A 20,804-nucleotide genomic window follows, 5' to 3' on the forward strand; every position below is an offset into this window, starting at 1 on the left:
GGCGCAGGCCGACGCCCGGCGCGCCGCGCCGCTCCGGCGCGACGTCAGTCGCCAGCCGGTGGGGCTTGACCCAGGACTTATTCGCGCTAACAAAAGACTCCCCTTTGACAGCCGGGCGGGCGGTTGCTATACTTCATGACGCAGTGTGTAATGTCGCACGCCGCACCCACCCTCTGGCCGGAGGCCGTCCCTATGGCTCGTCGCGCCGCATTCGCAATGGCTGGGATCGCCCTCGCCGGCCTCGGGGCCGCCGCCGCCCGCCGCAAGCTGCTCGGTCGCGCCCTTGGCCTGCGCCCCGCCCGCCACCGCGTCCGCCTCCACGCCCACATCCCCGTCCCCATGCCCGACGGCGTCACCCTCATGGCCGACCGCTTCGCGCCCGTGGGCGACGGCCCCTTCCCGACGATCCTCATCCGCACGCCCTACGGCCGCTCCTCGGAGCTCGGCCCGCTCGGCGCGATCTACACCCTCGGCGCCGAGATGTTCGCCGAGCGCGGCTACAACGTGCTGGTGCAGGGCGTCCGCGGGCGCTACCAGTCCGGCGGCGCGTTCGACCCCTTCATCAACGAGGCGGCCGACGGCCGCGCCACCCTGGAGTGGGTCGCCGCCCAGCCCTGGTTCAACGGCAGCCTCGGCATGTGGGGGCCGAGCTACCTCGGCTACTGCCAGTGGGCCGTCGCCGCCGACCCGCCGCCCTACCTGCGCGCCATCGTCCCCATGATCACGTCCATGCGCTTCTCGCGCCTCTTCCACCCCCAGGGCGCCTTCGCCCTCGAGTCCTCCCTCCGCTGGACGCACCTCGTCCGCGCCACCGCCGGCCACAATGGCCACCTCGACCTCTCCGCCCTCTGGGAGATGTCGCCCATGCGCCGTGAGCCGGCGCTGCGCGCCGGGCTCAACCACCTGCCGCTCGCCGAGTCCGACCGGGTGACGCTCGGCGAGCCGGTGCCCTTCTTCCAGCGCTGGCTGCGCGAGCGCGACCCCGAGGGTGCCTACTGGCGCGCCATCGACCACCATCGCGATGTCGGTCGCATGCGCGTGCCCACACACCTCGTGGCCGGCTGGTACGACATCTTCCTCAGCGGCCAGCTGGCCGACTACATCGCCCTGCTCGCCGCCGGCCAGCGGCCCTACCTCACCGTGCTGCCGAACCAGCACCTCGACACTATGGTGATCTGGGAGGGCCTGCGCGTCGGGCTCGACTGGTTCGACGCCTACCTGCGCGATGAGCCCGACCGTCTGCGCCAGCGCCCCGTCCGCCTGGCCCTGATGGGCAGCCCCGAGTGGCACGAGATGGACCACTGGCCGCCCCCGGCTAAGACCACCCGCTACTACCTGGGGCGCGGCGGCGCCCTCACCCCCGGCGGCGCCGACCCCGAGGGCGGCGCGTCGGTCTATGTCTACGACCCCTCCGACCCGACGCCCGGCGTGGGCGGGCCGGTGCTCAGCGCCGGCGCCGGCCGGCGCGACCAGTCCACCGTCGAGGCCCGCGGCGATGTGCTGACCTTCACCACCCCGCCGCTGACGGCCAAGGTCGATGTGATCGGCCCGGTGCGGGCCGAGCTCTACATCCGCTCCAGCCTGCCCCACACCGACTTCGTCGCCCGGCTCTGCCTGGTCGACCGGCTCGGCCACAGCAGCAACATCTGCGACGGGCTGTGCCGGGTGACTCCGGGCAAGGGCACGCCCCAGCCCGACGGCAGCCTGCGCATCGAGGTCGATATGTGGGCCACCGCACAGCGCTTCCAGCCCGGCCAGCGCATCCGGCTCCAGGTCTGTAGCGCGGGCCACCCGCGCTGGAGCCGCAACCTCGGCGACGACTCGCCCCTCGATCAGGGCCGGGCCGTCGTCGTCGCTCAGCAGACCATCCATCACGACGCCGAGCACCCCTCGGCCCTCGCCCTGCCGGTTATGACATACCTACATGAGTAAGGGCGCAGCAGTCGGCGCGGAGCACCGGCTGCTGCGCCCCAACGGAGGCCACGACAATGGAGTATGAGCACACCGACGAGATCAAGATGCTGCGCCAGACCGTCCGCGAGTTCGTGGATAAGGAGATCCGCCCGATCGCCCGCGAGATCGATGAGGAGGAGCGGGTGCCCTTTGAGGTGCTGAAGAAGGCCGGCGAGCTGGGCCTGATGGGCGTGCCCTTCCCCGAGAAGTACGGCGGGCTCGACATGGGCATCACCGGCTACTGCGTGCTGATGGAGGAGCTGAACCGGGTCTGCGCCAGCACCGCCACGATCATCGGCGCCCACGCCCAGCTGGCGGCCATGAGCATCTTCATCGGCGGCACCCCTGCCCAGAAGGAGCACTACCTCAAGGCGCTCAATGAGGGCCGCATGCTCGGCGCATGGGCGCTCACCGAGCCGAACGCCGGCTCCGACGCCGCCCACCTCCAGACCACCGCCGAGCAGCAGGGCGACGAGTGGGTGCTCAACGGCCAGAAGATGTGGATCACCAACGGCAGCTTCGCCGATGTGATCATCGTCCACGCTGTCACCGACAAGCATAAGGGCTCCCGCGGCGGCATCACCGCCTTCATCGTCGAGAAGGGCACCCCTGGCTTCCGCGTCGGCAAGGTCGAGCATAAGATGGGCCTGAAGGCATCGCACACCGCCAGCCTCTTCTTCGAGGATTGCCGCGTGTCTGCGGATCACGTCCTCGGCGGCGCACACGGCGTCGGCCACGGCTTCCAGATCGCGATGAAGACCCTCGACATCGGCCGGGTGGGCCTGGGCGGCAGCAGCGTCGGCGCCGCCAAGGAGTCCTTCGAGATCAGCCGCGCCTACGCCATCGAGCGCCACCAGTTCGGCCGCTCCATCGCCGACTTCCAGGCCATCCAGTTTAAGCTGGCCGAGATGGCCGTGAAGATCTACACCATGGAGCAGATCGTCTACGACTGCGCCAAGCGGGTGGATGACCACAAGCCCGCCACCCTGGAGAGCAGCATCGTCAAGCTCTACTGCACCGAGATGGCCAGCCAGGTGATCGACGAGGCCATCCAGATCCACGGCGGCATGGGCTTCTCGCGCGAGCTGCCCCTGGAGCGCATGTACCGCGACGCCCGCGTCACCCGCATCTTCGAGGGCACCAACGAGATCCAGAAGAATGTGATCGCCCGCGAGCTGCTCAAGGAGGTCGGCCACAAGATGAAGATGTGATCGAAGGGGACAGAGGACAGCGGACAGGGTACTGGCCGAGCGGATAAGAGAGCGATCTATGTCGCCAAAGCTGCTCACGTCTGTCCCCTGTCCGCTGTCCCCTGTCCGCTGTCCCCTGTCAAGCACCTGAGTGCGCGGGCGGGGACACGTGAAGGGTCGCATCATGGCCGCCGCTCTGGTATAACCAGGGCGGCGGCCTCTTTCTATCTGCGACCCGGAGCCACCCATGACCAGCCTGCGCTCTCCTAACACCCTGCTCGGCGTCGCCCTGCTGCTCGGCGTCTGCGCCGACCTGCTCTTCTACGGGCGCGGCGTGGGCGTCTCGGCACCGATCTTCGTGACTCTCGGCCTCTCCGCCCTGCTGCTGATCAGCCGGGGCGAGGATCGGCCCGCTGGGGCGAACCTCTGGCTCGGCGCGGCCGCGCTCAGCTTCGCCACCTGGCTGGCCGTGCGCGCCGAGCCGATGCTCGTGGCGCTCAACCTGCTGGCCCTGGCCGGCCTGCTGCTGCTGCTGGTCGTCGGCTTCCGCGGCGACGCCCTCCAGCGCCTGCCGCCCGTCCGCCTCGCCGGGCGGGCCGCCCTGGCCATCTTCGAGATCGGCATCTTCCCGCTGATCCTGGCGGCCCGCCAGATCGCGAGCATCCCCCTGAGCCGGGGCCAGCTGCGCGCCCTGGCCCCGGTGGCCCGCGGCGCGCTCCTGGCCGCGCCGCTGCTGCTGGTCTTCGGCGGCCTGCTCGTGGCCGCCGACAGCGTCTTCGCCAGCTATGTCGGCCAGCTGCTCAGCCTGCAGCTGCCCTTCGACCTCTGGACGGCCACGGCCCACGCGATCATCATCGCCACCTTCACGCTGCTCGCCGCCGGCGGCATGATCGTGGCGCTGGCCGAGGGCATGCGCGCCCCGTCGCTCCCCGCCGAGGGCGAGACCGAGCGGCTCGACCGGAATGGGCTGGCCTGGCGCTTCCTCGGCAGCACCGAGGCGATCACCGTGCTGGCCCTGCTCGACCTGCTCTTCATCGGGTTTATGGCCGTCCAGGGGGCCTACCTCTTCGGCGGGCTCGACTCGCTGGCCCGCACCGGCATGTCCTTCGCCGACTACGCCCGCCGTGGCTTCTTCGAGCTGCTGGCCGTGGCCTTCCTGGCCCTCGGCCTGCTCTGCCTGCTGGCCATCGTCACCCGCCGCGAGAGCCCGGCCCGCCGCCAGGTATTCAACGCCGCCAGTGCGGCCATGGTGCTGCTGGTGCTCGGCATCCTGGCCTCGGCCTTCCAGCGCATGTGGCTCTACGAGCTGGCCTACGGCTTCACCCGCCTGCGCCTCTACACCCACAGCTTTATGATCTGGCTGGCCGTGGTGCTGCTGCTCTTTGTGGCCGCCCTCGTGGCCGCGCGCCCGCAGATCTTCCTGGCCGGCGGCTTCGCCTCGGCCCTGGTCTACCTGACCATGCTCAACGTCGTCAGCCCCGACGCCCTGATCGTGCGCGAGAACATGGCCCGCTACCAGGCCAACCCCGGCGCGCTGACGGTGACGCCCAGCGACAACCTGTTCAGCCGCAGCAGCTACGGCGAGGAGGTCGATCTGGACTACCTGCTCGGCCTCTCCAGCGATGCCCTGCCCGAGCTGGTGTCGACGCTGCCCCTGCTTGATGCGGATCTGCACAATAGAGCGGTCGGCCAGCTAGCGATCACCCGCAGGCAGCTTGAGCAGGCCGCCGCCCGCGACGGCCTGCCCGGCTGGCACTACGGCCGCGCCCGCGCCCTGGCGGCGCTGGGGGCGGCCGCGCCGTAGCGATACGGCGACTCGCGGGTATAATGGGCGCGCCGACGTGTAAGGGCGCAGCAGCGCTGCGCTGCTGCGCCCTTACTAGACGAGATCAGGATCGCCCATGCTCGCCCGCACGGCCCTGCGCGCCGCCCAGATCGGCCTCGCCATCCTGGTGGCGGCCTACCTCGTGTCCTTCGCCGACCACGCCCGCCAGCTGCTCGGCTTCGCCCACCCGCTCGACTACGGCGAGGGGCCGCTGCTGGCCCAGGTCGAGATGCTGCGGGCCGGCACGCCGATCTGGAGGCTCTACGCCGACCCCGCGGCGCCGCCCTACCTGATCATCAACTACCCGCCGCTCTACCTGCTGCTCTGCGCCGGGCTCTCCGCGCTCACCGGCCTGCTCGCCGCGCCGGCCGCCGCCGGGCTCTGGCTGCTCTGGGATCTGGCCCGGGCGCCCCGCGCCGAGCGCGGCCCGCCGCTGCGCCGCCTGCTGGCCCTCGGCGGGACGCTGGCGGTCGGCGGCGGGCTGCTCTTCGGCCTGCTCCAGTGGGCCAGCGGCGGCTGGTTCGCCCTGCACGTGGTGGCCGCCAACGCCAACCGCTGGGACGCCGATCTGGCCCGGGGATTCTGGGAGGGACAGATCCGCCTGCGCTGGCCCCTCGCCGCCGCCGCGCTGCTGGCACTTGTCGCCGCGATCATGCGCCGGGGCGAGCGCCAGCCCCCCCTCGCCCCCGCGCTGATCTACACCCTCGCCGGCGCCCTCACCGCCGCCGGGGTCGGCAAGGTCGGCGCCTACAGCAACTACTTTCTGGAGCTGTACGCCGGGCTGGTCTGGCTGGTGGGGGCCGGCTATCGGCTATCGGCTATCGGCTATCGGCTATCGGCTATGCTGCTGCTCATCCTCTCCCTCACCTACTACCCGCCGCTGTGGGACCCGACCTGGCCGAGGGTGGCCGGCCTGCTCGCGCCCAGCCCGCCCCGCCTGGCCATCGGGCGCTACGGGCTCTGGGCCGACGCCGCCCGCGAGCGCGACCTGCTGGCCGCCTTCGGCCGGGTCGATGCAGCCGTCGAGCGCGAGGTGCGCGCCGCCGGCCCTCTCGTATTCACCGACATGCCCGGCGTCGCCGCCGCCGCCGGGGTCCTGTCGCGCGCCCAGGCATTCGAGTACCGACAGCTGCTCGACCAGGGGCTGGCCGACCAGTCCGCCCTGCTGGCCGATCTGGCATCCGGGCATCCGCCCCTGGCCGTGATCGACTACCTGGGCAACTGGCTCACCCCCGAGATGATCGCGATCATCCGCCACACCTATGCCCAGGACGGCTCGCTGGGCACCTTCGACCTCTACCGGCCGGTGGACGCCGGGCCGCAGCAGGTGATCGCCCCGCCGGCCGCAATGGGCGCCGGGCTGGAGCTGAGCGCCTACGCGCTGGCCTACTCGGCCAGCGCGAGGCGCTACGAGCCGGGCGAGCTGCTCACCGTCGACCTCGGCTGGCGACGCGGGGCGGGTGATCCGCCGCCAGGCGAGCTGACCGTCGCGCTCCAGCTGACCACGCCCGATGGCGCGCCGCTGCTAGAGAGCGAGCTACCTCTGCTCTACGGCGCGCTCCCGCCGGGGCGCTGGCTGGTGCGGGAGGGATACAGGCACGTTCAGACCCTCTCGCTGCCCGCCGAGCTGCCGCCAGGGCGCTACGGGCTGGCCGTGGAGCTGCGCGCAAACGGCGCGGCCCTTGGGCCGGCCCGCCGGCTGGCCGAGATCGCGGTGGAAGGGGCGGGCGGGCGCACCTTTGAGGAGACCGGCCAGTTCGTGCCGGCGCCGATCATGCGCGCCTGGGCCGAGCTCGGCGGGCTAACGCGGGCCGGGCTGCCGCTCACCCCGGCGGTGCCCTTCGCCTGGGGCCGGCTGCAGTGCTTCGAGCTGACATGCCTGGAGCTGCGCGATGGGCAGGTGGCGCAGCGCCCGCTGGGCGCGCAGCTCTACCTCGGCGAGACGATCAGGGGCCAGGGATGCCCGCAGGGGGCGCTTGATGGCGGGGTCTGCGCCGGCTTCGCCGAGCTGGCCGGCCGCTACGGCGCGGGCCTGGGCCCGCCGGTGAGCGGCGAGCTGCTGCGCAACAGCTGGCTGGCCCAGTGGACGGAGAACGCCCGCCTGGAGCGCCGGCCCGGCAGCGGCGAGCAGGGGCTCGGGCGGCTCGGCGAGGAGAGCCTGCGCCTGCCGCCCGGCGAGCAGTATCGCTGGCCCTAACCATTGCAGATTGCAGATTGTAGATTGCAGATTGACTCGCAATCTGCAATCTACAATATGCAATCTGCAATGACCTCACTGCGCCACAGGCAGCCTGATTCGAAAGAGCGTGCCCTGGCCGAGCTCGGAGCGCACCGCCATCTCGCCGTGGTGCTGCTCGACGATGCTGTGGCTCAGGGCCAGGCTCAGCCCGGTGCCCTTGATCCGCGTCGTGTAGAACGGCTCAAAGATCTTCGGCAGATCCTGGGACGAGATCCCCGCCCCGGTGTCGCTGATCTCCACCACCACCGACGGGCCGGCCGCCGGCTCGGACATGCGCCCGCCGGCCACCACCGTGAACATATCCTCGTCGGCCTCGGCCCCATCGGCGGAGAGGTAGGCCCGCACCCGCAGGGAGCCGCCATCGGGCATGGCCTCGATCGCGTTGAAGATCAGGCTCAGGCAGACCTGCTTAATATGGTTGCTCACCGCGAGGACCCGCGGCAGCGCCGGCTCAACCTCGCGCAGCAGATCGACGCGGTGCTCGTGGAGCTGGTTCGCCGTGAGCGTCAGCACCGCGTCGATGATATCGCCCATGTCGACCGGCCGCATGCCCTCGCGGGTCGGGCGGTAGAAGTCGAGGATGCGCTGCACGATGCTGATCAGGCGGTTGATCTCCTCGCGGGTCATCTCCAGATAGCGCTGCCGCTTCTCGTCGGGGAGCTCCCGGCTAAGCAGCAGATGCACCGAGTTGTGGATCGCCTGGAGCGGATTGTTGATCTCGTGGGCCATCGATGCGGAGAGCCGGCCGAGGGCGGCGAGCTTCTCGGCCTGGAGCAGCTGGCGGGTGATCCGCTGGCGCTCGCTAATATCGCGGGCGATCACCAGCAGCAGCCGCTGCCCAGCGTAGGGCACGACGCTCATGCTCACCGCCACCTGGGCCGGCTGGGCGTCGCGCGTCTGCAGCACCGTCTCAACCTCCTGGGCCTCGCCGGGGACGTGGCCATTCGATGCGCCGCTATGGGCGGCATGCGCGAGGTTGCCCACGTCGGGGAGCAGGTCGGACGGGCGCAGCGCGAGGATCTCGCGGCGGCTATAGCCGCTGAGCTGCTCGATGGCCAGGTTCGCCTCCAGGATCGTGTGCCCGCTTGCGTCAAGCAGCAGCACGGCGTCGTTGGCGTGCTGGAGCAGGGCGCGGTAGCGCTCCTCGGAGTGAGCGACCTCGCTGTAGAGCCGCGCGTTGGTGATCGCCGTGGCCGCCTGGCCGGCGAGCAGCAGCAGCAGATCCTGGTCGGCCGCGCTGAAGGGCACCATTGAGCGCACCTTGGCGGCGTTCAGCACCCCGAGCACATAGTCGCCGGCCAGCACCGGCACCGCCAGCGATGAGGTCATCTCATCCGCAAAGAACACCCCGCGGAGGTCGGCGTTAGGGGGCGAGACCTCCCCGCCCGCATCAATGCAGAGCGGAGTGCGATGTGCGGCCACCCACCCGGCCAGGCCGCGCGACGCCGGCACACCGTGCCCCACTGTCACCTCTGGGGGAAGCCCGGAGCACGCGACGATGCGCAGGATCTGGGCATCATCCTCCAGCAGCATCAGCGAGGCCCGGTCGGCCCCGATCTCGCTCCGCACCGTCTCGATGATCAGATCCTGGAGCCGAGAGAGGTCGAGCTCAGCGTGGAGGCGCTGGCTCACCTGGAGCAGCGGGCGCAGAGCGGCGACGCGCTCGCGGGCGCGCGTGCTGCGCCACTTCGCCATCACCTCGCCGGCCAGCGTCACCAGCTCATCGGCCACGAAGGGCTTGAGAAGCAGCCCCTCAACTCCCAGTCGGATCGCGTGGGAGAGCTGCACGACCGTCGCTGCCCCGCTCAGGAGCAGCACCGGCAGGCTCGCGTCATAGGACCGGATCTGCGCGAGCATCGACGGCTCGCCGGCGTCGGGCGCGGCCATATCGAGCAGCACAAGGTCGAAGGGGGCCCCGCTGAGTCTATCCAGGGCGACATCAGCCATGGTCGGCACGACATCGAACCCGACGCCTCGCAGCGTCTGCGCGCAGAGGTCGCGCGTGCCCTGATCGTCATCGATTACCAGGACTCGGCCAGCATGCTCTGTCATAGGCTATAGATCGTGTGGGTGTGCAGCGAAGCAGCCGGCGGGCGAACATATCGCCCCCAAGGGCAGCGCCCGCTCACGGATGAAAGCGGCGTTCCAGCTCCCTCCAGACATCCTCAGGCGCCACGCCCTGGCTCTCCAAGAGCACCAGGCTGTGGTAGATCAGGTCGGCCATCTCGTAGGTCAGCTCCGCAGGCGAGCCGTTCTTTGCCCCGATGATCACCTCGGCGGCCTCCTCGCCGATCTTCTTGCCGATCCGGTCGACCCCGCCGCGCAGCAGCTTCGCCGTGTACGAGCCCTCGTCCTGCTGCTCGCCGCGCTGGCGGATGATGTCGGCCAGCCGCGCGACGATGCTGCCGGGGACGGCGGGCGCGTCGAGCGGGGCGGCGGACAGATCGCGGTAGAAGCAGCTGCGCGCGCCGGTGTGGCAGGTCGGCCCGGCCGGCTCGGCCAGCACCAGCAGCGCGTCGCTGTCACAGTCCTGGCGGATCTCCACCAGGCGCAGCGTATTCCCGCTGGTGGCGCCCTTCTGCCAGATCTCGCCGCGCGAGCGGCTCCAGAAGGTGACCAGGCCGCTCTCGTGGCTGAGGCGCAGCGCCTCCTCGTTCATATACCCGAGCATCAGCACCTCGCCGCTGCGGGCGTGCTGTACGATCGCCGGGATCAGGCCGTTGGTATCAAACCGGAGATTCATATCATATCCGTAGGGCCGAAGCATTCGCCCCTAATCCACTGCCATATCGCTGGTATGTTCGAGGCGAATGCTTCGGCCCTACTAATCCATCGCCATATCGCTGGTATGTTCGGGGCGAATGCTTCGGCCTTACAATCAGTGCCGAAAGTGCCGCCGCCCGGTGAAGACCATCGCCGCGCCGGCCGCGTCGGCGGCGGCGATCACATCGGCATCGCGCACCGAGCCGCCGGGCTGGATGACCGCCGTCGCGCCGACGGCGAAGGCCGCCTCGACCCCGTCGGCGAAGGGGAAGAGCGCGTCGGAGGCCACCACCGAGCCGGCCAGAGAGAGGCCGGCATTCTGCGCCTTCCAGACGGCCAGCCGCGAGCTATCGACCCGGCTCATCTGGCCGGCGCCGATGCCCAGGGTGCGGTCGGCGCCGGCGTAGACGATCGCGTTCGACTTGACGTGCTTCACCACGCGCCAGGCGAAGCGCAGCGCCTGCCACTCCGCCTCGCTGGGGGCGCGCTGCGTCACCACGCGGGCCTCCTCATCGGCCAGCGGCGCGCGGTCGGCGAGCTGGGCCAGGATGCCGCCGGGGACGCTGCGCAGGGTCAGCTCGCCGGCCCGCGTGACCGGGCGCAGCGACCGGAGCAGGCGGCGGTTCTTCTTCTTGCGCAGCAGCTCCAGGGCGTCGGGGTCGAAGTCGGGGGCGATCACGATCTCGGAGAAGATCTCATCGATCGCGCGGGCGAGATCCAGATCGACGGTGCGGTTGGCGGTGATGATCCCGCCGAATGGCGCCTCGCGGTCGGTGGCGAAGGCCCGATCCCAGGCCTCACGCAGCGTATCCCCCGTGCCGACGCCGCAGGGGTTGGTGTGCTTGATGATCGCCACGGCGGCCGGGCCATCGGCGGGGAACTCCTCGATCAGCTCCTGGGAGGCCCCGGTGTCGAGGATATTGTTGTAGGAGAGCTCCTTGCCGTGGAGCTGCGCAAACAGGCTGTGGAAGTCGCCGTAGAGTGCGGCGGGCTGGTGCGGGTTCTCGCCGTAGCGCAGGGGCTGGGCCTGCGGCCAGCCCATCGGCAGCGTCTGCGGCAACAGATCCTCGCTCAGATAGCCGGCGATCGCCGCGTCGTAGGCCGCGGTGTGGGCGAAGGTCTTGGCGGCCAGGCGGCGGCGCAGCGCCTCGGGCAGCTCGCCGGAGCGCAGGCCAGCCAGCACCTCGGCGTAGTCGGCCGGGTCGACCAGGGGCAGGACGTGCTGGTAGTTCTTGCCGGCGGCGCGCAGCAGGGCCACGCCGCCGATGTCGATCTGCTCGATCGCCTGCTCCAGAGTCGTCTCGGGGCGGGCGACCGTCTCCTGGAAGGGGTAGAGGTTCACCACCAGGATATCGATCGGCGCCAGGCCGTGCTCGGCGAGCTGGGCCATATGGGCCGGCAGGTCGCGGCGGGCCAGCAGCCCGGCGTGGATGGCCGGGTGGAGCGTCTTCACCCGGCCGTCGAGGATCTCGGGGAAGCCGGTGACATCGCTGACGGCGCGGGCCGCGAGGCCGGCCTCGGTCAGCATCCGCTTCGTGTTGCCGGTCGAGATGATCTCAACGCCGAGGCCGACCAGCTCGCGGGCCAGATCGACGACGCCGTCCTTATTGTAGACACTGATCAGTGCGCGCACAGGAGCTCCCCTATCGCAGAACAGCAGAAGACCCCACCCCATGGCGACGGGCAGGGTCGCAGCGGGCGTATTGTACCACACCTCGCCGGGGTGAGCTGTGGCCCCGGGCAGCAGCCCAGGGTTGATGCAACATCCTGAGCCCGCGCAGGCGGGCGGCTGGCCGCAGAACCCCGCGGCGCGGCTTCAGCACTTCGCCGGGGTCAGCTGTGGCCCCGGGCAGCAGCCCCAGACCCAAGACTAGCCGATCACCTCGTGCATGCGGGCGCGCAGCTCCTCGGCGGCGCCGCTGGCGCGGGCGGCGCCCACCAGGCGTGTCGCGCCCATCTCGAAGTAGTCGACCACCGCGAGCATCTGGTCGCCGGTGGCGCGGCCCGTATCGAAGACGCCCGCCTGCTTGTACGCCTCCTGGAGGACCGCCGAGGCGCTGGTGCCGAGGAGGCCAGCCGCGATACGCTCAAACTCAGGTGCGAGCGCCTCGCCGGGGGCGATCTCACGGTTCTCGATCAGGCCGCTCTGGAGCAGCTGGGCGACGATCTCGCAGGTGCGAACCTCACCGAGGCCGCTGCGCTGGGCGATCTGGCCGATCGTATTCTTGCCGTTGACCATGGTGAGGATGCGCCACTCCTCCGCCTCAAGGTTGATCTCGCTGTTGCCGGTGGTCGGGTTCGGCACCAGGCGAGGCACCAGGTTGAGCGAGGGGACGTGCTCGTGGATCGTGGCCCACTCATCCTGGCGCATGATCCCCTCCATGATGATCACCTCATTGCTGACCGTGATCGTAGGCTGGGAGAGGACGCGCTCGTCGTGGAAGCGAAAGGGGCCGGAGGAGAGGGTGAAGAAGGTGTAGACCGCATCGAGGGGTGTGTGGCCATCCATCTCGGCGCCGACGATCTTCCCGTCGCGGAAGTAGAGCCAGCCATCGAAGTGCTGGCTGCCGCGCAGGCCGCGGATGGACACCCCGCCCGTCTTCTTGCTCAGGTCGACGAGCTGGATGATATCCGTTAGCGGAAACTCGCTCAGATCGCCTTCAAGCGCCATAGTCTCACCATAGGCAGCAGGGAGGCGACAAGCGGCAACAGCTCGCGCCGGGGCAATCTACGTGTTGCCCGTTGCCTGCTACCTCCTAAAGCTTGCTAATCACGACACGGCTGATGGCGCGCAGCGTCTCGAAGACGCCGGGGCCTTTCGTGGCCACCGCCTCAACCCGCGGCCAGTTCATCTTCGTGACCCCGAGGAAGTGATCCATCGTCTGCACCGATGCGACCACATCCTTCGGCAGGTCGCGCTTATTATACTGGAGCACGATCGGGAACTCGGCGAACTTTTTATTCTGCCTGGTGATATTCTGAGCGAGCTCGCGCAGGCTGTTCACATTCTCCTGCATCTTCTTCTTGTCTGAGTCTGCGACAAAGACGACCCCATCGGCGCCGTTGAGCACCGCCACGCGGGTGCGCTCGTAGAGCACTTGGCCGGGGACAGTGTAGAGGTGAAAGCGTGTCTGGAAGCCGCGGACCTTACCGAGATCAAGAGGGAGAAAGTCAAAGAACAGCGTACGTTCCGTCTCCGTCGCAATCGAGAGCAGGTCACCTTTTACGTCTTTGGGCACCTGGCTATGGATATACTGCAAGTTTGTCGTCTTACCACACATACCGGGGCCATAGTAGACGATCTTGCAATGGATCTCACGCGCCGCAACATTGATCAGAGCCATAGGTCCTCTCGCATGCCTGCCTATACGAAAGCGTTCAGCGGCCAGCTATGAACGTGCTGCCCCCTGAGTGTCCGGATGCGCCGTTGGCGCACGGCGAGACGGCTGACGCCTGACATTTTAGTCGCGGAAAAGCAGATCGATCGTGTCTTCCATCGACGTGCGGAACGACGATCCAAGGACCTCATCGCGGGCCTTGTGCTGCTGGCGCACCCGATCAAGCACCGAGGCCAGCTCGTCAGTGGCCTTCTTCGTCAGCACCTTGACGAGCCCAATGTGGGTGCCTTTATTGAAGATGATGCACAGGATCCACTGCTCTTCGATCATGGCGATGAAGATATTCTCGCGGACGCCCTGCTGGAACGAGGCCCGGAAGTCGCGCTCGCGGAGCAGCTTAGCGACCTCGCGGGACGAGGCGAAGACGCCGGCGATCAGCGCGCCGAGGGCGGTAATGTCCTGACGATCCCCATCGCCTTTCGAGGAGATAACCTGACCGCTTTTATCGAGCAGAAGGGCGTAGTCGCTCCCTGTATCTTCTACGAGGCGGCCCAGGCACTCCTCAATCTGGTTAATCTCTTCGGTGGGAACAATAATGCTTGTCAGCTGTGGATCCATCAATACCTACCTTACACGTGATCAGCTCGAGGAGACTGCGGCCGCACGCTGTATGGATTATAGCATATAGGGCGATTAAATCTCTCGCAGCGCATCGCCCATATCGTCGCGATGTTTGGCGACCAGGAAGCGCACATAGCCGAGATCGTCGCGGGATCCCGCCAGCAGGAGTAGCATCGCATCGTCGCTGATCGGCTCGATGAGTACCAGGCCATGCTCATACTCAAGCATTGTCTGGAGCGCGCCGCCCTTGTCGATCTCGCGCCCGAGCGACTCAGCCATCGCCAGGCTGTTCGAGGCGACGGCGCAGATGGCATCGACGTCGACATCCTCGCGGGCGGTGCTCTCGATCAGCAGGCCATCCGTCGCCACAACTGCCGCCAGATCAACGCTCTCAATAGCACGGAAGCGACCAAGCAGATCCCGTAGCTTGATGCTCATAGAGGGGGGCTCCTTTGGCGGGCGCCTTTCCACGGCGGCGCCAGGCACTTCTATTATACACCAGGGCCTAACAAAATAGCGACTACGAAGCGACGTAGGCAGGGCGTATCTGCGGGATAGCGATCAGGACTCGACCACGTTGCCGCGCTCGCGCTCTTTGGGCGGCCGGCCGGTGCGAATATTGCGTAGCGAGTGGATCGTCGCGGCGATCGCCCGATCAGCCCAGCCGTAGATTGTCGGCCGGCTCTTCTGGAGATCATCGGCGATCTGGGTGACATTCGTGCGGTACTCGGGATCGAACGTAGCAAGGTTGATACGCGCGGAGGCGACAATCTGTTGAATCTCTTCGTCGGTCAGGCCGTGCTCTCGCATCAGCTTTTTGGCCCGCTTGCTGCTCAAATCCAGATCCATACGCTGCTCCTTGCCGCCTGGCCGCTTATCGGCACTGCTCAGAAGTGCATCCCATGTGCATAGCGAAAGTGTAAGTATTTATTATCATAACATGCGGGCGGCGGTATGTCCAGTGTGGGTGTAAACAGTATATTGCGACAACGTTCGCCTATCTTATGACGCGCGGGAAAGCGGTTCTTTCTGCATCACATGGCGAACGAACATGCGCCCGCAGAGGCTATAAAACCGACTGTAGCGCCATGTTGCAACATGAGTAAGGCTTAACAGCACACATCGACCTGAGAGACAGAAGTGTAAAGAGTTGTCGAATGCGCCGAGTCACAGATCTGCCCATAGGGACGCCACAGCGGCCCTATGCTACAATACAGTCCCGGAGGATACTATGCTCGAACAGCCGGATCACCGCCTGCGCCAGCGCGAATACCTGCTCCAGATCAGCCGCGCCATCACCGCGCAGCTCGATCTGTCGAGCGTGCTCAACCTTGTGATCGGCTACGCCGTGGAGATGCTCGCCGGCACCTCCGGCCTGATCGCGATCGCTGATGAGGAGAGCAACGATGTGCTGCGCATCCGCGCATCCGCGCAGCTCCCCCGCGAGATCTGGCCCGCCTTCGCCCCGCTGCTCGACCTCCCGATGAGCGATCTGCCCCGCCGCGGGGTGTCCGTCCTGCGCGATGTCGCCGCCGACACCGGGCTCAGCCTGCGCCAGATGATCGCCCTGCCGCTCACCGTCCGCCAGTCCTCGGTCGGCGTGATCTATGTCTTCCGCGCGGCGCTCAACGTGGACTTCTCGGCCGACGACCGCCAGCTCCTCCAGGACTTCGCCGACCAGGCGGCGATCGCCGTCTCGAACGCCCGGCTCTACCAGGGCGTGCTGCGCGAGAAGCAGCGCCTCGACGCTATGATCGAGCAGAGCGCCGACGGGGCCATGATCATCGATAGCCGCTGGCGGATCACGACCTTCAACCACACCATGGAGCTGCTCACCGGCTGGAGCCGCGAGGAGGCGATCGGCCGCCCCTGCGCCGAGGTGTTGGGCATCCACACCGGCCAGGGCGTGAATATCTGCCTGACCGACTGCCCGCTCCAGCGCCGCCCGATCATCGAGAATCCGGTGGTCGATGGCCGGATCACCAGCCGCGACGGGCGCGAGATCTATGTGCAGAGCCGCTACGCCGCCCAGCGCGGCCCTGGCGGCACCTTCCTCGGGGCGATCGCCAATGTGCGCGATATCACCGCCCAGCGCCGCGAGGCCGAGCTACAGAACACCTTCATCTCGGTGATCTCCCACGAGCTGAAGACGCCCGTCAGCATCATCAAGGGCTACGCCGGCACCCTCGCCCGCGAGGACGCCACCTTCTCGCCCGAGGCGCTGCGCGAGGGCCTGACGGTGATCGAGGAGGAGGCCGACCGCCTCGCCCGCCAGATCCAGGACCTGCTCGATGTCTCGCGGGTGGCCGCCGGCGGCGTGCGCCTCGACCGCTCGGACTTCGCGCTCGCCAGCCTGGCCGCCGATGTCGTGCGCAGCTTCGCCGGCCCGACCGCCGGCACCTTCGAGTTCGAGCTGCGCTTCCCCGACGATATGCCGCCCGTCCACGGCGACTACGAGCGGCTGCGCCAGGTTGTGAGCAACCTCGTCTCCAACGCGGTGAAGTATAGCCCCGAGGGCGGCAGCATCCGCATCGGCGCCCGCGCCGAGGGCGACATGGCCATCGCCTATGTGGCCGACCAGGGCATCGGCATCGCCACCGAGGAGCAGGATCAGATCTTCCAGCGCTTCTACCGGGTCGATAACCGCCTGCGCCGCGAGACCCAGGGCAGCGGGCTGGGCCTCTACCTTGCCCGCGCGATCATCGAGGCCCACGGCGGCAAGATCTGGGTCGAGAGCCAGCTCGGCCGCGGCTCGCGCTTCCTCTTCACCCTGCCCCTCGGCCGCCGCCAGCTTACGGATTAGTGTTGAATGTTGAATGTTGAATGTTGAATTCAACATTCAGCATTCAACATTCAACATTCAACATTAGAACATGTTCCAGCGCGCCACCATCGCCCTGCTCGCATTCATCCTTGTGCTCGCCATCGCCCTCGCGCAGCCGGGGCTCGCCCTGCTCTGCGCCCTGCTGCTGATCACCGCCGGCATGGCCCGCCAGTGGAGCCGCTGGTCGCTGCTGCGGGTGAGCTATGAGCGCAGGCTCAGCCAGCAGCGGGCCTTCCCCGACGATGAGGTCGAGCTGACGATCCGCGTCACCAACCGCAAGCTGCTGCCCCTGGCCGGGCTGCGCATCCTCGACCGGGTGCCCTCGGCGCTGGCCCTGGTGAACGCGACGACGACCTTCAGCGGGTCGCGCCAGTCGCAGACCCTCCAGCGACGCACCAGCCTGCGCTGGTACGAGAGCGTCTCCTGGCACTACACCCTGCGCTGCGCGAGCCGGGGCACCTACCGCCTCGGCCCCGTGCAGATGCTGAGCGGCGACCCCTTCGGGCTCTACGGCAGCGACGCCGACCACGAGGTCTATACGACGCTCCTCGTCTACCCGCGCCTGATCAGCCTGCCCGAGCTCGGGCTGCCGGCGCGCAACCCGCTTGGCGATATGCGCGCCGGGCAGCTGCTGCGCGACCCGCTGCGCACCATCGGCGTGCGCGACTACGCGCCGAGCGACCCGCTCAAGGATGTCCACTGGGCGGCCACGGCGCGCACGGGCAACCTGCAGACCCGCGTCTACGAGCCAACGACCTCGCAGGTGCTGGCGATCTTCCTCGACCTGGACACCTTCGAGTTCTACTACGAGGGGATCGACCCGGAGCTGGTGGAGCGCATGATCAGCGCGGCGGCCACGGTGGCGCGGGCCGGGCTGGAGGCGGGCTTCGCGGTTGGCCTGTACGCCAACGGCGCCCCCGCCGAGTATGAGCACCTGGCGCGCCTGCCGGCCGGGCGCAGCCCCGCCCAGCTCGGCCAGATCATGGAGACCCTGGCCCGCCTGACGGCCTACTCGGTGACGACGATCAGCCGGGTGCTGATGATCACCACGCCCGACCTGCACCCCGGCACGACGGTCATGCTGATCGGCGCGGTGAACAGCGAGGCCACCCGCGCCGCCCTGCTGCGCCAGCGCGAGCTCGGCTACCGGGTGAGCTGGCTGTATATGGGCGACGGCGAGCCGCCGCGCATCCCCGGCGTGCGGGTGATCCGCGCGCCGCGCGGGTGATCGGCACCTCGGGTGCTACGATCTGATAGTGCTGCGGCGCGGCTACGCCGCGCCGCAGCACCATCAGTTTTTTGTGGGAGAGCTTCGCTCTCCCACACCCTCACCGTGCACAGAAGCTGGCGCATGTCGGCAGAACAATTGTGGAATGATCCCCATACCCCGGGGGGGTAATCTAGATTACATACAGGCAGATCTGGACGTGCTATACTTCGCTCAAGACGCTATTGCCACACTGGAGGCACAAGGAACTATGCACAGCCAAGTTGTCATCATCGGCTCGGGGCCTGCCGGCCTCACCGCCGCCCTCTACGCCGCACGGGCCAGCCTTGAGCCGCTCGTCGTGCGCGGCCTACAGCCCGGCGGCCTGATCGCCACCACCAGCGAGGTCGAGAACTACCCCGGCTTTGTGGACGGGATCGGCGGCTACGAGCTGGCGGAGAATATCGAGAAGCAGGCCGCCCGCTTCGGCGCGCAGTACAAGGACGCGCTGATCACCAAGGTGGACGTCAGCCAGCGGCCCTTTGTGCTCACCACCGACACCGACGAGACAATCACCGCCGACACGCTGATCATCTCCACCGGGGCCTCGCCGCGCCACCTGGGCGTGCCCGGCGAGGAGCAGCTGGCCAACCGCGGCGTCAGCTACTGCGCCACCTGCGACGGCTTCTTCTTCCGCGGCAAGAAGGTGGTTGTGGTCGGCGGCGGCAACAGCGCCCTCGACGAAGGCCTGTTCCTGACCCGCTACGTTGACGAGATGATCGTCATCCACCGCCGCGACAGCCTGCGCGCCGACCCGGTGCTCCAGGAGCGGGCCTTCGCCAACCCGAAGGTGCGCTTCATCTGGGACAGCACCGTGGCCGAGATCACCGGCGACGAGAAGGTCTCCGGCGTTGTGGTGAAAAACCTGAAGACGGGCGAGACTCAGGACCTGGCGGTGGATGGGGTCTTCCCCTACATCGGCCACATCCCGAACTCCGGGCTGTTCAAGGATATCCTGGATCTTGACGAGAATGGCTATATCGTAACCGACGGCCGCACGCGCACGAAGGTGCCGGGCATCTTCGCCGCCGGCGATGTGGTGGACCACATCTACCGCCAGGCGATCACGGCGGCCGGCGAGGGCTGCCAGGCCGCCATGGAGGCGACCTGGTTCCTGGCCGAGCAGGAGCACCTGGCCAAGAAGCAGGCCGCCGCCCCGGCTGAGGAGGTCGTCTCGCCAGCTCTCGGCCAGTGGTAAGATCTCAGGTGATCGGATTGCCCGTGCGCCCCTGCGCACGGGCGATTTGTTGCGGCAATCTCACGCGATATGTCGGCCGACGGTGCTATACTGACCCTACCTAGCCCCACCTGATCTCATCGTCCTCCCTCGGGAGCCTTCCACATAGCGCTGTTCCGACGACGTAACGGCAGGAGGTGACGTATGACTGATCTATATGCCGATGTGATGCCGCCCCCCGGCGGCGATCTGGAGAAGGCCTACATCGTCGAGTATCTGCAGGGCCTCGGCTACACGCTTGAGGACGTGAAGGCGCTGCCGGCCGCAAAGCGCCACGACCTGCTCTGCGCGGCCTCGCTCTTCGCCTCGACCCGCCTCGTAGATGTGGAGACGCGATCCCACCTGATCTCTGAGATGCACGGCGGCGAGCACCCGCTGTAGCGCAAGCTCGACACACAAAGGCCCCCGGCGCATCAGCGCCGGGGGCCTTTGTGTGTATGGGCTAGTCGCCGGCCTCGCTGGCCGGCTTCTGCGTCTGGGTGCGCGGGGCCTGCTCGGCCTCGGCCCGCTCAAGCCGGCGGGCGCGGATGAGCGAGGCGACGACCGCGATCGCCAGGACGGCGACGATCACGCCGAGGGAGATCGCCGTCGGGATCTTGTAGATGTCCACCAGGACCATCTTGGTGCCGACGAAGGTCAGCACCACCGCCAGGCCGGCCTTCAGGTAGTGGAACTTGTCCATCACCCCGGCCAGCACAAAGTAGAGCGAGCGCAGGCCGAGGATGGCGAAGACATTCGAGGTGTAGACGATGAAGGGGTCCTGCGTGACCGCGAAGATCGCGGGGATAGAGTCGACCGCGAAGATCAGGTCGGTGCTCTCGACGATCAGCAGCACCAGAAAGAGCGGCGTGGCCATCAGCACGCCGGCCCGCCGCACGAAGAAGCGGTCGCCCTCGTAGGCCTCAGTCACCGGCATGATCCGGCGGAAGAGCCGAACCAGCGGGTTCTTCTCGGGGTGGATCTCCTCATCGCCGCTGCTCATCGCCATCTTGATGCCGGTGAAGATCAGGAAGGCGCCGAAGATCCAGATGATCCAGTGGAACTCCTTGAGCAGGGCGGCGCCGACGAAGATCAGCACGCCGCGCATGACGAGGGCGCCGAGCACGCCCCAGAAGAGCACGCGGTGCTGGTAGGCGGCGGGCACGGCGAAGTAGCTGAAGAGCAGCACGAAGACGAAGATGTTATCGACGCTGAGCGACTTCTCGATCAGGTAGCCGGTGAGGAAGGCCAGGCCGGCCTCGCCGTTGCTGTAGCCGCTCCCCGGCATCATGCGATCCCAGAAGAGGTAGATCCCCAGGTTAAACACCATCGCCAGGCTGATCCAGACCGCGCTCCAGACCGCGCCCTCCTTCACCGAGACGGCGTGGGACTTGCGGTGGAACACGCCCAGATCGAGGGCCAGCATCGCCAGCACAAACAGGTTGAACCCCACCCACAGCCAGATCGTTCCGCTCAGCATACCGGACGTCTCCTTCTCCACATCGGGCGCGAGACACAAAGAAGACGAGACCCCACGCCAGCATGATGCCGTGGTCGTCTCGCCCCGC

Annotated in this window: 17 protein-coding genes; 8 read left to right on the forward strand and 9 right to left on the reverse strand. The window is 68.0% G+C overall.

Annotation, left to right across the window (positions count from 1 at the left end; all coding sequences use genetic code 11):
* Window positions 1–192: 192 nt before the first annotated feature.
* The 4 genes from K2Z83_RS07445 to K2Z83_RS07460 all read left to right on the forward strand — a co-directional run bounded on the left by K2Z83_RS07445 (window position 193) and on the right by K2Z83_RS07460 (window position 7,165).
* Window positions 193–1,932, forward strand: a complete 1,740-nt coding sequence (locus K2Z83_RS07445; RefSeq protein WP_220594543.1) for a CocE/NonD family hydrolase — start codon at window positions 193–195, stop codon at window positions 1,930–1,932.
* 56 nt (window positions 1,933–1,988) lie between these two features.
* Window positions 1,989–3,164 (forward strand): acyl-CoA dehydrogenase family protein, encoded by a 1,176-nt coding sequence (locus tag K2Z83_RS07450; protein ID WP_220594544.1) that lies wholly within the window; start codon window positions 1,989–1,991, stop codon window positions 3,162–3,164.
* A 226-nt stretch (window positions 3,165–3,390) separates the two neighbouring features.
* On the forward strand, window positions 3,391–4,947 hold the full coding sequence (locus K2Z83_RS07455; RefSeq protein ID WP_220594545.1) for a DUF4173 domain-containing protein: 1,557 nt from the start codon (window positions 3,391–3,393) through the stop codon (window positions 4,945–4,947).
* A 97-nt stretch (window positions 4,948–5,044) separates the two neighbouring features.
* The gene (locus K2Z83_RS07460; RefSeq protein WP_220594546.1) at window positions 5,045–7,165 is read left to right on the forward strand and encodes a hypothetical protein; all 2,121 of its coding nucleotides are present in this window, start codon (window positions 5,045–5,047) and stop codon (window positions 7,163–7,165) included.
* A gap of 75 nt (window positions 7,166–7,240) precedes the next feature.
* Here the strand turns inward: K2Z83_RS07460 and K2Z83_RS07465 are convergent, their stop codons facing one another.
* From K2Z83_RS07465 to K2Z83_RS07500, 8 genes are all read right to left on the reverse strand, one after another.
* Complete coding sequence (locus K2Z83_RS07465; protein WP_220594547.1) at window positions 7,241–9,259, reverse strand: ATP-binding protein; 2,019 nt, start codon at window positions 9,257–9,259, stop codon at window positions 7,241–7,243.
* Window positions 9,260–9,332: 73 nt separating this feature from the next.
* Window positions 9,333–9,950, reverse strand: coding sequence for a bifunctional phosphoribosyl-AMP cyclohydrolase/phosphoribosyl-ATP diphosphatase HisIE (hisIE, locus tag K2Z83_RS07470; RefSeq protein ID WP_220594548.1), 618 nt, complete (start codon window positions 9,948–9,950; stop codon window positions 9,333–9,335).
* A gap of 135 nt (window positions 9,951–10,085) precedes the next feature.
* The gene (gene purH, locus K2Z83_RS07475; RefSeq protein WP_220594549.1) at window positions 10,086–11,603 is read right to left on the reverse strand and encodes a bifunctional phosphoribosylaminoimidazolecarboxamide formyltransferase/IMP cyclohydrolase; all 1,518 of its coding nucleotides are present in this window, start codon (window positions 11,601–11,603) and stop codon (window positions 10,086–10,088) included.
* 237 nt (window positions 11,604–11,840) lie between these two features.
* The gene (locus K2Z83_RS07480; protein ID WP_220594550.1) at window positions 11,841–12,641 is read right to left on the reverse strand and encodes a DUF4388 domain-containing protein; all 801 of its coding nucleotides are present in this window, start codon (window positions 12,639–12,641) and stop codon (window positions 11,841–11,843) included.
* An 85-nt stretch (window positions 12,642–12,726) separates the two neighbouring features.
* Entirely contained in the window at window positions 12,727–13,314 is a 588-nt protein-coding gene (locus K2Z83_RS07485) for an ATP/GTP-binding protein (RefSeq protein WP_220594551.1), read from the reverse strand.
* A 117-nt stretch (window positions 13,315–13,431) separates the two neighbouring features.
* A complete protein-coding gene (locus K2Z83_RS07490) occupies window positions 13,432–13,926 on the reverse strand; it encodes a roadblock/LC7 domain-containing protein (RefSeq protein ID WP_129685974.1) in 495 nt (164 codons plus the stop codon).
* 75 nt (window positions 13,927–14,001) lie between these two features.
* Window positions 14,002–14,367, reverse strand: coding sequence for a roadblock/LC7 domain-containing protein (locus K2Z83_RS07495; protein ID WP_220594552.1), 366 nt, complete (start codon window positions 14,365–14,367; stop codon window positions 14,002–14,004).
* A 123-nt stretch (window positions 14,368–14,490) separates the two neighbouring features.
* Window positions 14,491–14,778: a hypothetical protein gene (locus K2Z83_RS07500; RefSeq protein WP_220594553.1), complete on the reverse strand. Its 288-nt coding sequence runs from the start codon at window positions 14,776–14,778 to the stop codon at window positions 14,491–14,493.
* Window positions 14,779–15,160: 382 nt separating this feature from the next.
* On the opposite strand from K2Z83_RS07500, the gene K2Z83_RS07505 reads away from it, so the two are divergent.
* From K2Z83_RS07505 to K2Z83_RS07520, 4 genes are all read left to right on the forward strand, one after another.
* Window positions 15,161–16,732, forward strand: coding sequence for an ATP-binding protein (locus K2Z83_RS07505; RefSeq protein WP_220594554.1), 1,572 nt, complete (start codon window positions 15,161–15,163; stop codon window positions 16,730–16,732).
* 70 nt (window positions 16,733–16,802) lie between these two features.
* Window positions 16,803–17,981 (forward strand): DUF58 domain-containing protein, encoded by a 1,179-nt coding sequence (locus tag K2Z83_RS07510; protein WP_220594555.1) that lies wholly within the window; start codon window positions 16,803–16,805, stop codon window positions 17,979–17,981.
* A 250-nt stretch (window positions 17,982–18,231) separates the two neighbouring features.
* A complete protein-coding gene (gene trxB / locus K2Z83_RS07515; RefSeq protein WP_220594556.1) occupies window positions 18,232–19,218 on the forward strand; it encodes a thioredoxin-disulfide reductase in 987 nt (328 codons plus the stop codon).
* Window positions 19,219–19,401: 183 nt separating this feature from the next.
* Window positions 19,402–19,638 carry a hypothetical protein gene (locus K2Z83_RS07520; protein ID WP_220594557.1) on the forward strand — a complete coding sequence of 79 codons (237 nt, stop codon included), beginning with the start codon at window positions 19,402–19,404 and terminating at the stop codon, window positions 19,636–19,638.
* 61 nt (window positions 19,639–19,699) lie between these two features.
* Here K2Z83_RS07520 and K2Z83_RS07525 read toward each other — a convergent pair whose 3' ends face one another.
* Window positions 19,700–20,716 (reverse strand): TerC family protein, encoded by a 1,017-nt coding sequence (locus K2Z83_RS07525; RefSeq protein WP_220594558.1) that lies wholly within the window; start codon window positions 20,714–20,716, stop codon window positions 19,700–19,702.
* Window positions 20,717–20,804 lie beyond the last annotated feature (88 nt).

The organism is Oscillochloris sp. ZM17-4 (genome assembly GCF_019599295.1).
Lineage (GTDB): Bacteria > Chloroflexota > Chloroflexia > Chloroflexales > Chloroflexaceae > Oscillochloris.

Bases quoted from the DNA above. Each gene is read 5' to 3' on its own strand.
- K2Z83_RS07445 (WP_220594543.1), top strand. From the start codon at position 193: ATGGCTCGTCGCGCCGCATTCGCAATGGCTGGGATCGCCCTCGCCGGC.
- K2Z83_RS07450 (WP_220594544.1), top strand. From the start codon at position 1,989: ATGGAGTATGAGCACACCGACGAGATCAAGATGCTGCGCCAGACCGTC.
- K2Z83_RS07455 (WP_220594545.1), top strand. From the start codon at position 3,391: ATGACCAGCCTGCGCTCTCCTAACACCCTGCTCGGCGTCGCCCTGCTG.
- K2Z83_RS07460 (WP_220594546.1), top strand. From the start codon at position 5,045: ATGCTCGCCCGCACGGCCCTGCGCGCCGCCCAGATCGGCCTCGCCATC.
- K2Z83_RS07465 (WP_220594547.1), bottom strand. From the start codon at position 9,259: ATGACAGAGCATGCTGGCCGAGTCCTGGTAATCGATGACGATCAGGGC.
- hisIE (WP_220594548.1), bottom strand. From the start codon at position 9,950: ATGAATCTCCGGTTTGATACCAACGGCCTGATCCCGGCGATCGTACAG.
- K2Z83_RS07480 (WP_220594550.1), bottom strand. From the start codon at position 12,641: ATGGCGCTTGAAGGCGATCTGAGCGAGTTTCCGCTAACGGATATCATC.
- K2Z83_RS07485 (WP_220594551.1), bottom strand. From the start codon at position 13,314: ATGGCTCTGATCAATGTTGCGGCGCGTGAGATCCATTGCAAGATCGTC.
- K2Z83_RS07490 (WP_129685974.1), bottom strand. From the start codon at position 13,926: ATGGATCCACAGCTGACAAGCATTATTGTTCCCACCGAAGAGATTAAC.
- K2Z83_RS07495 (WP_220594552.1), bottom strand. From the start codon at position 14,367: ATGAGCATCAAGCTACGGGATCTGCTTGGTCGCTTCCGTGCTATTGAG.
- K2Z83_RS07500 (WP_220594553.1), bottom strand. From the start codon at position 14,778: ATGGATCTGGATTTGAGCAGCAAGCGGGCCAAAAAGCTGATGCGAGAG.
- K2Z83_RS07505 (WP_220594554.1), top strand. From the start codon at position 15,161: ATGCTCGAACAGCCGGATCACCGCCTGCGCCAGCGCGAATACCTGCTC.
- K2Z83_RS07510 (WP_220594555.1), top strand. From the start codon at position 16,803: ATGTTCCAGCGCGCCACCATCGCCCTGCTCGCATTCATCCTTGTGCTC.
- trxB (WP_220594556.1), top strand. From the start codon at position 18,232: ATGCACAGCCAAGTTGTCATCATCGGCTCGGGGCCTGCCGGCCTCACC.
- K2Z83_RS07520 (WP_220594557.1), top strand. From the start codon at position 19,402: ATGACTGATCTATATGCCGATGTGATGCCGCCCCCCGGCGGCGATCTG.
- K2Z83_RS07525 (WP_220594558.1), bottom strand. From the start codon at position 20,716: ATGCTGAGCGGAACGATCTGGCTGTGGGTGGGGTTCAACCTGTTTGTG.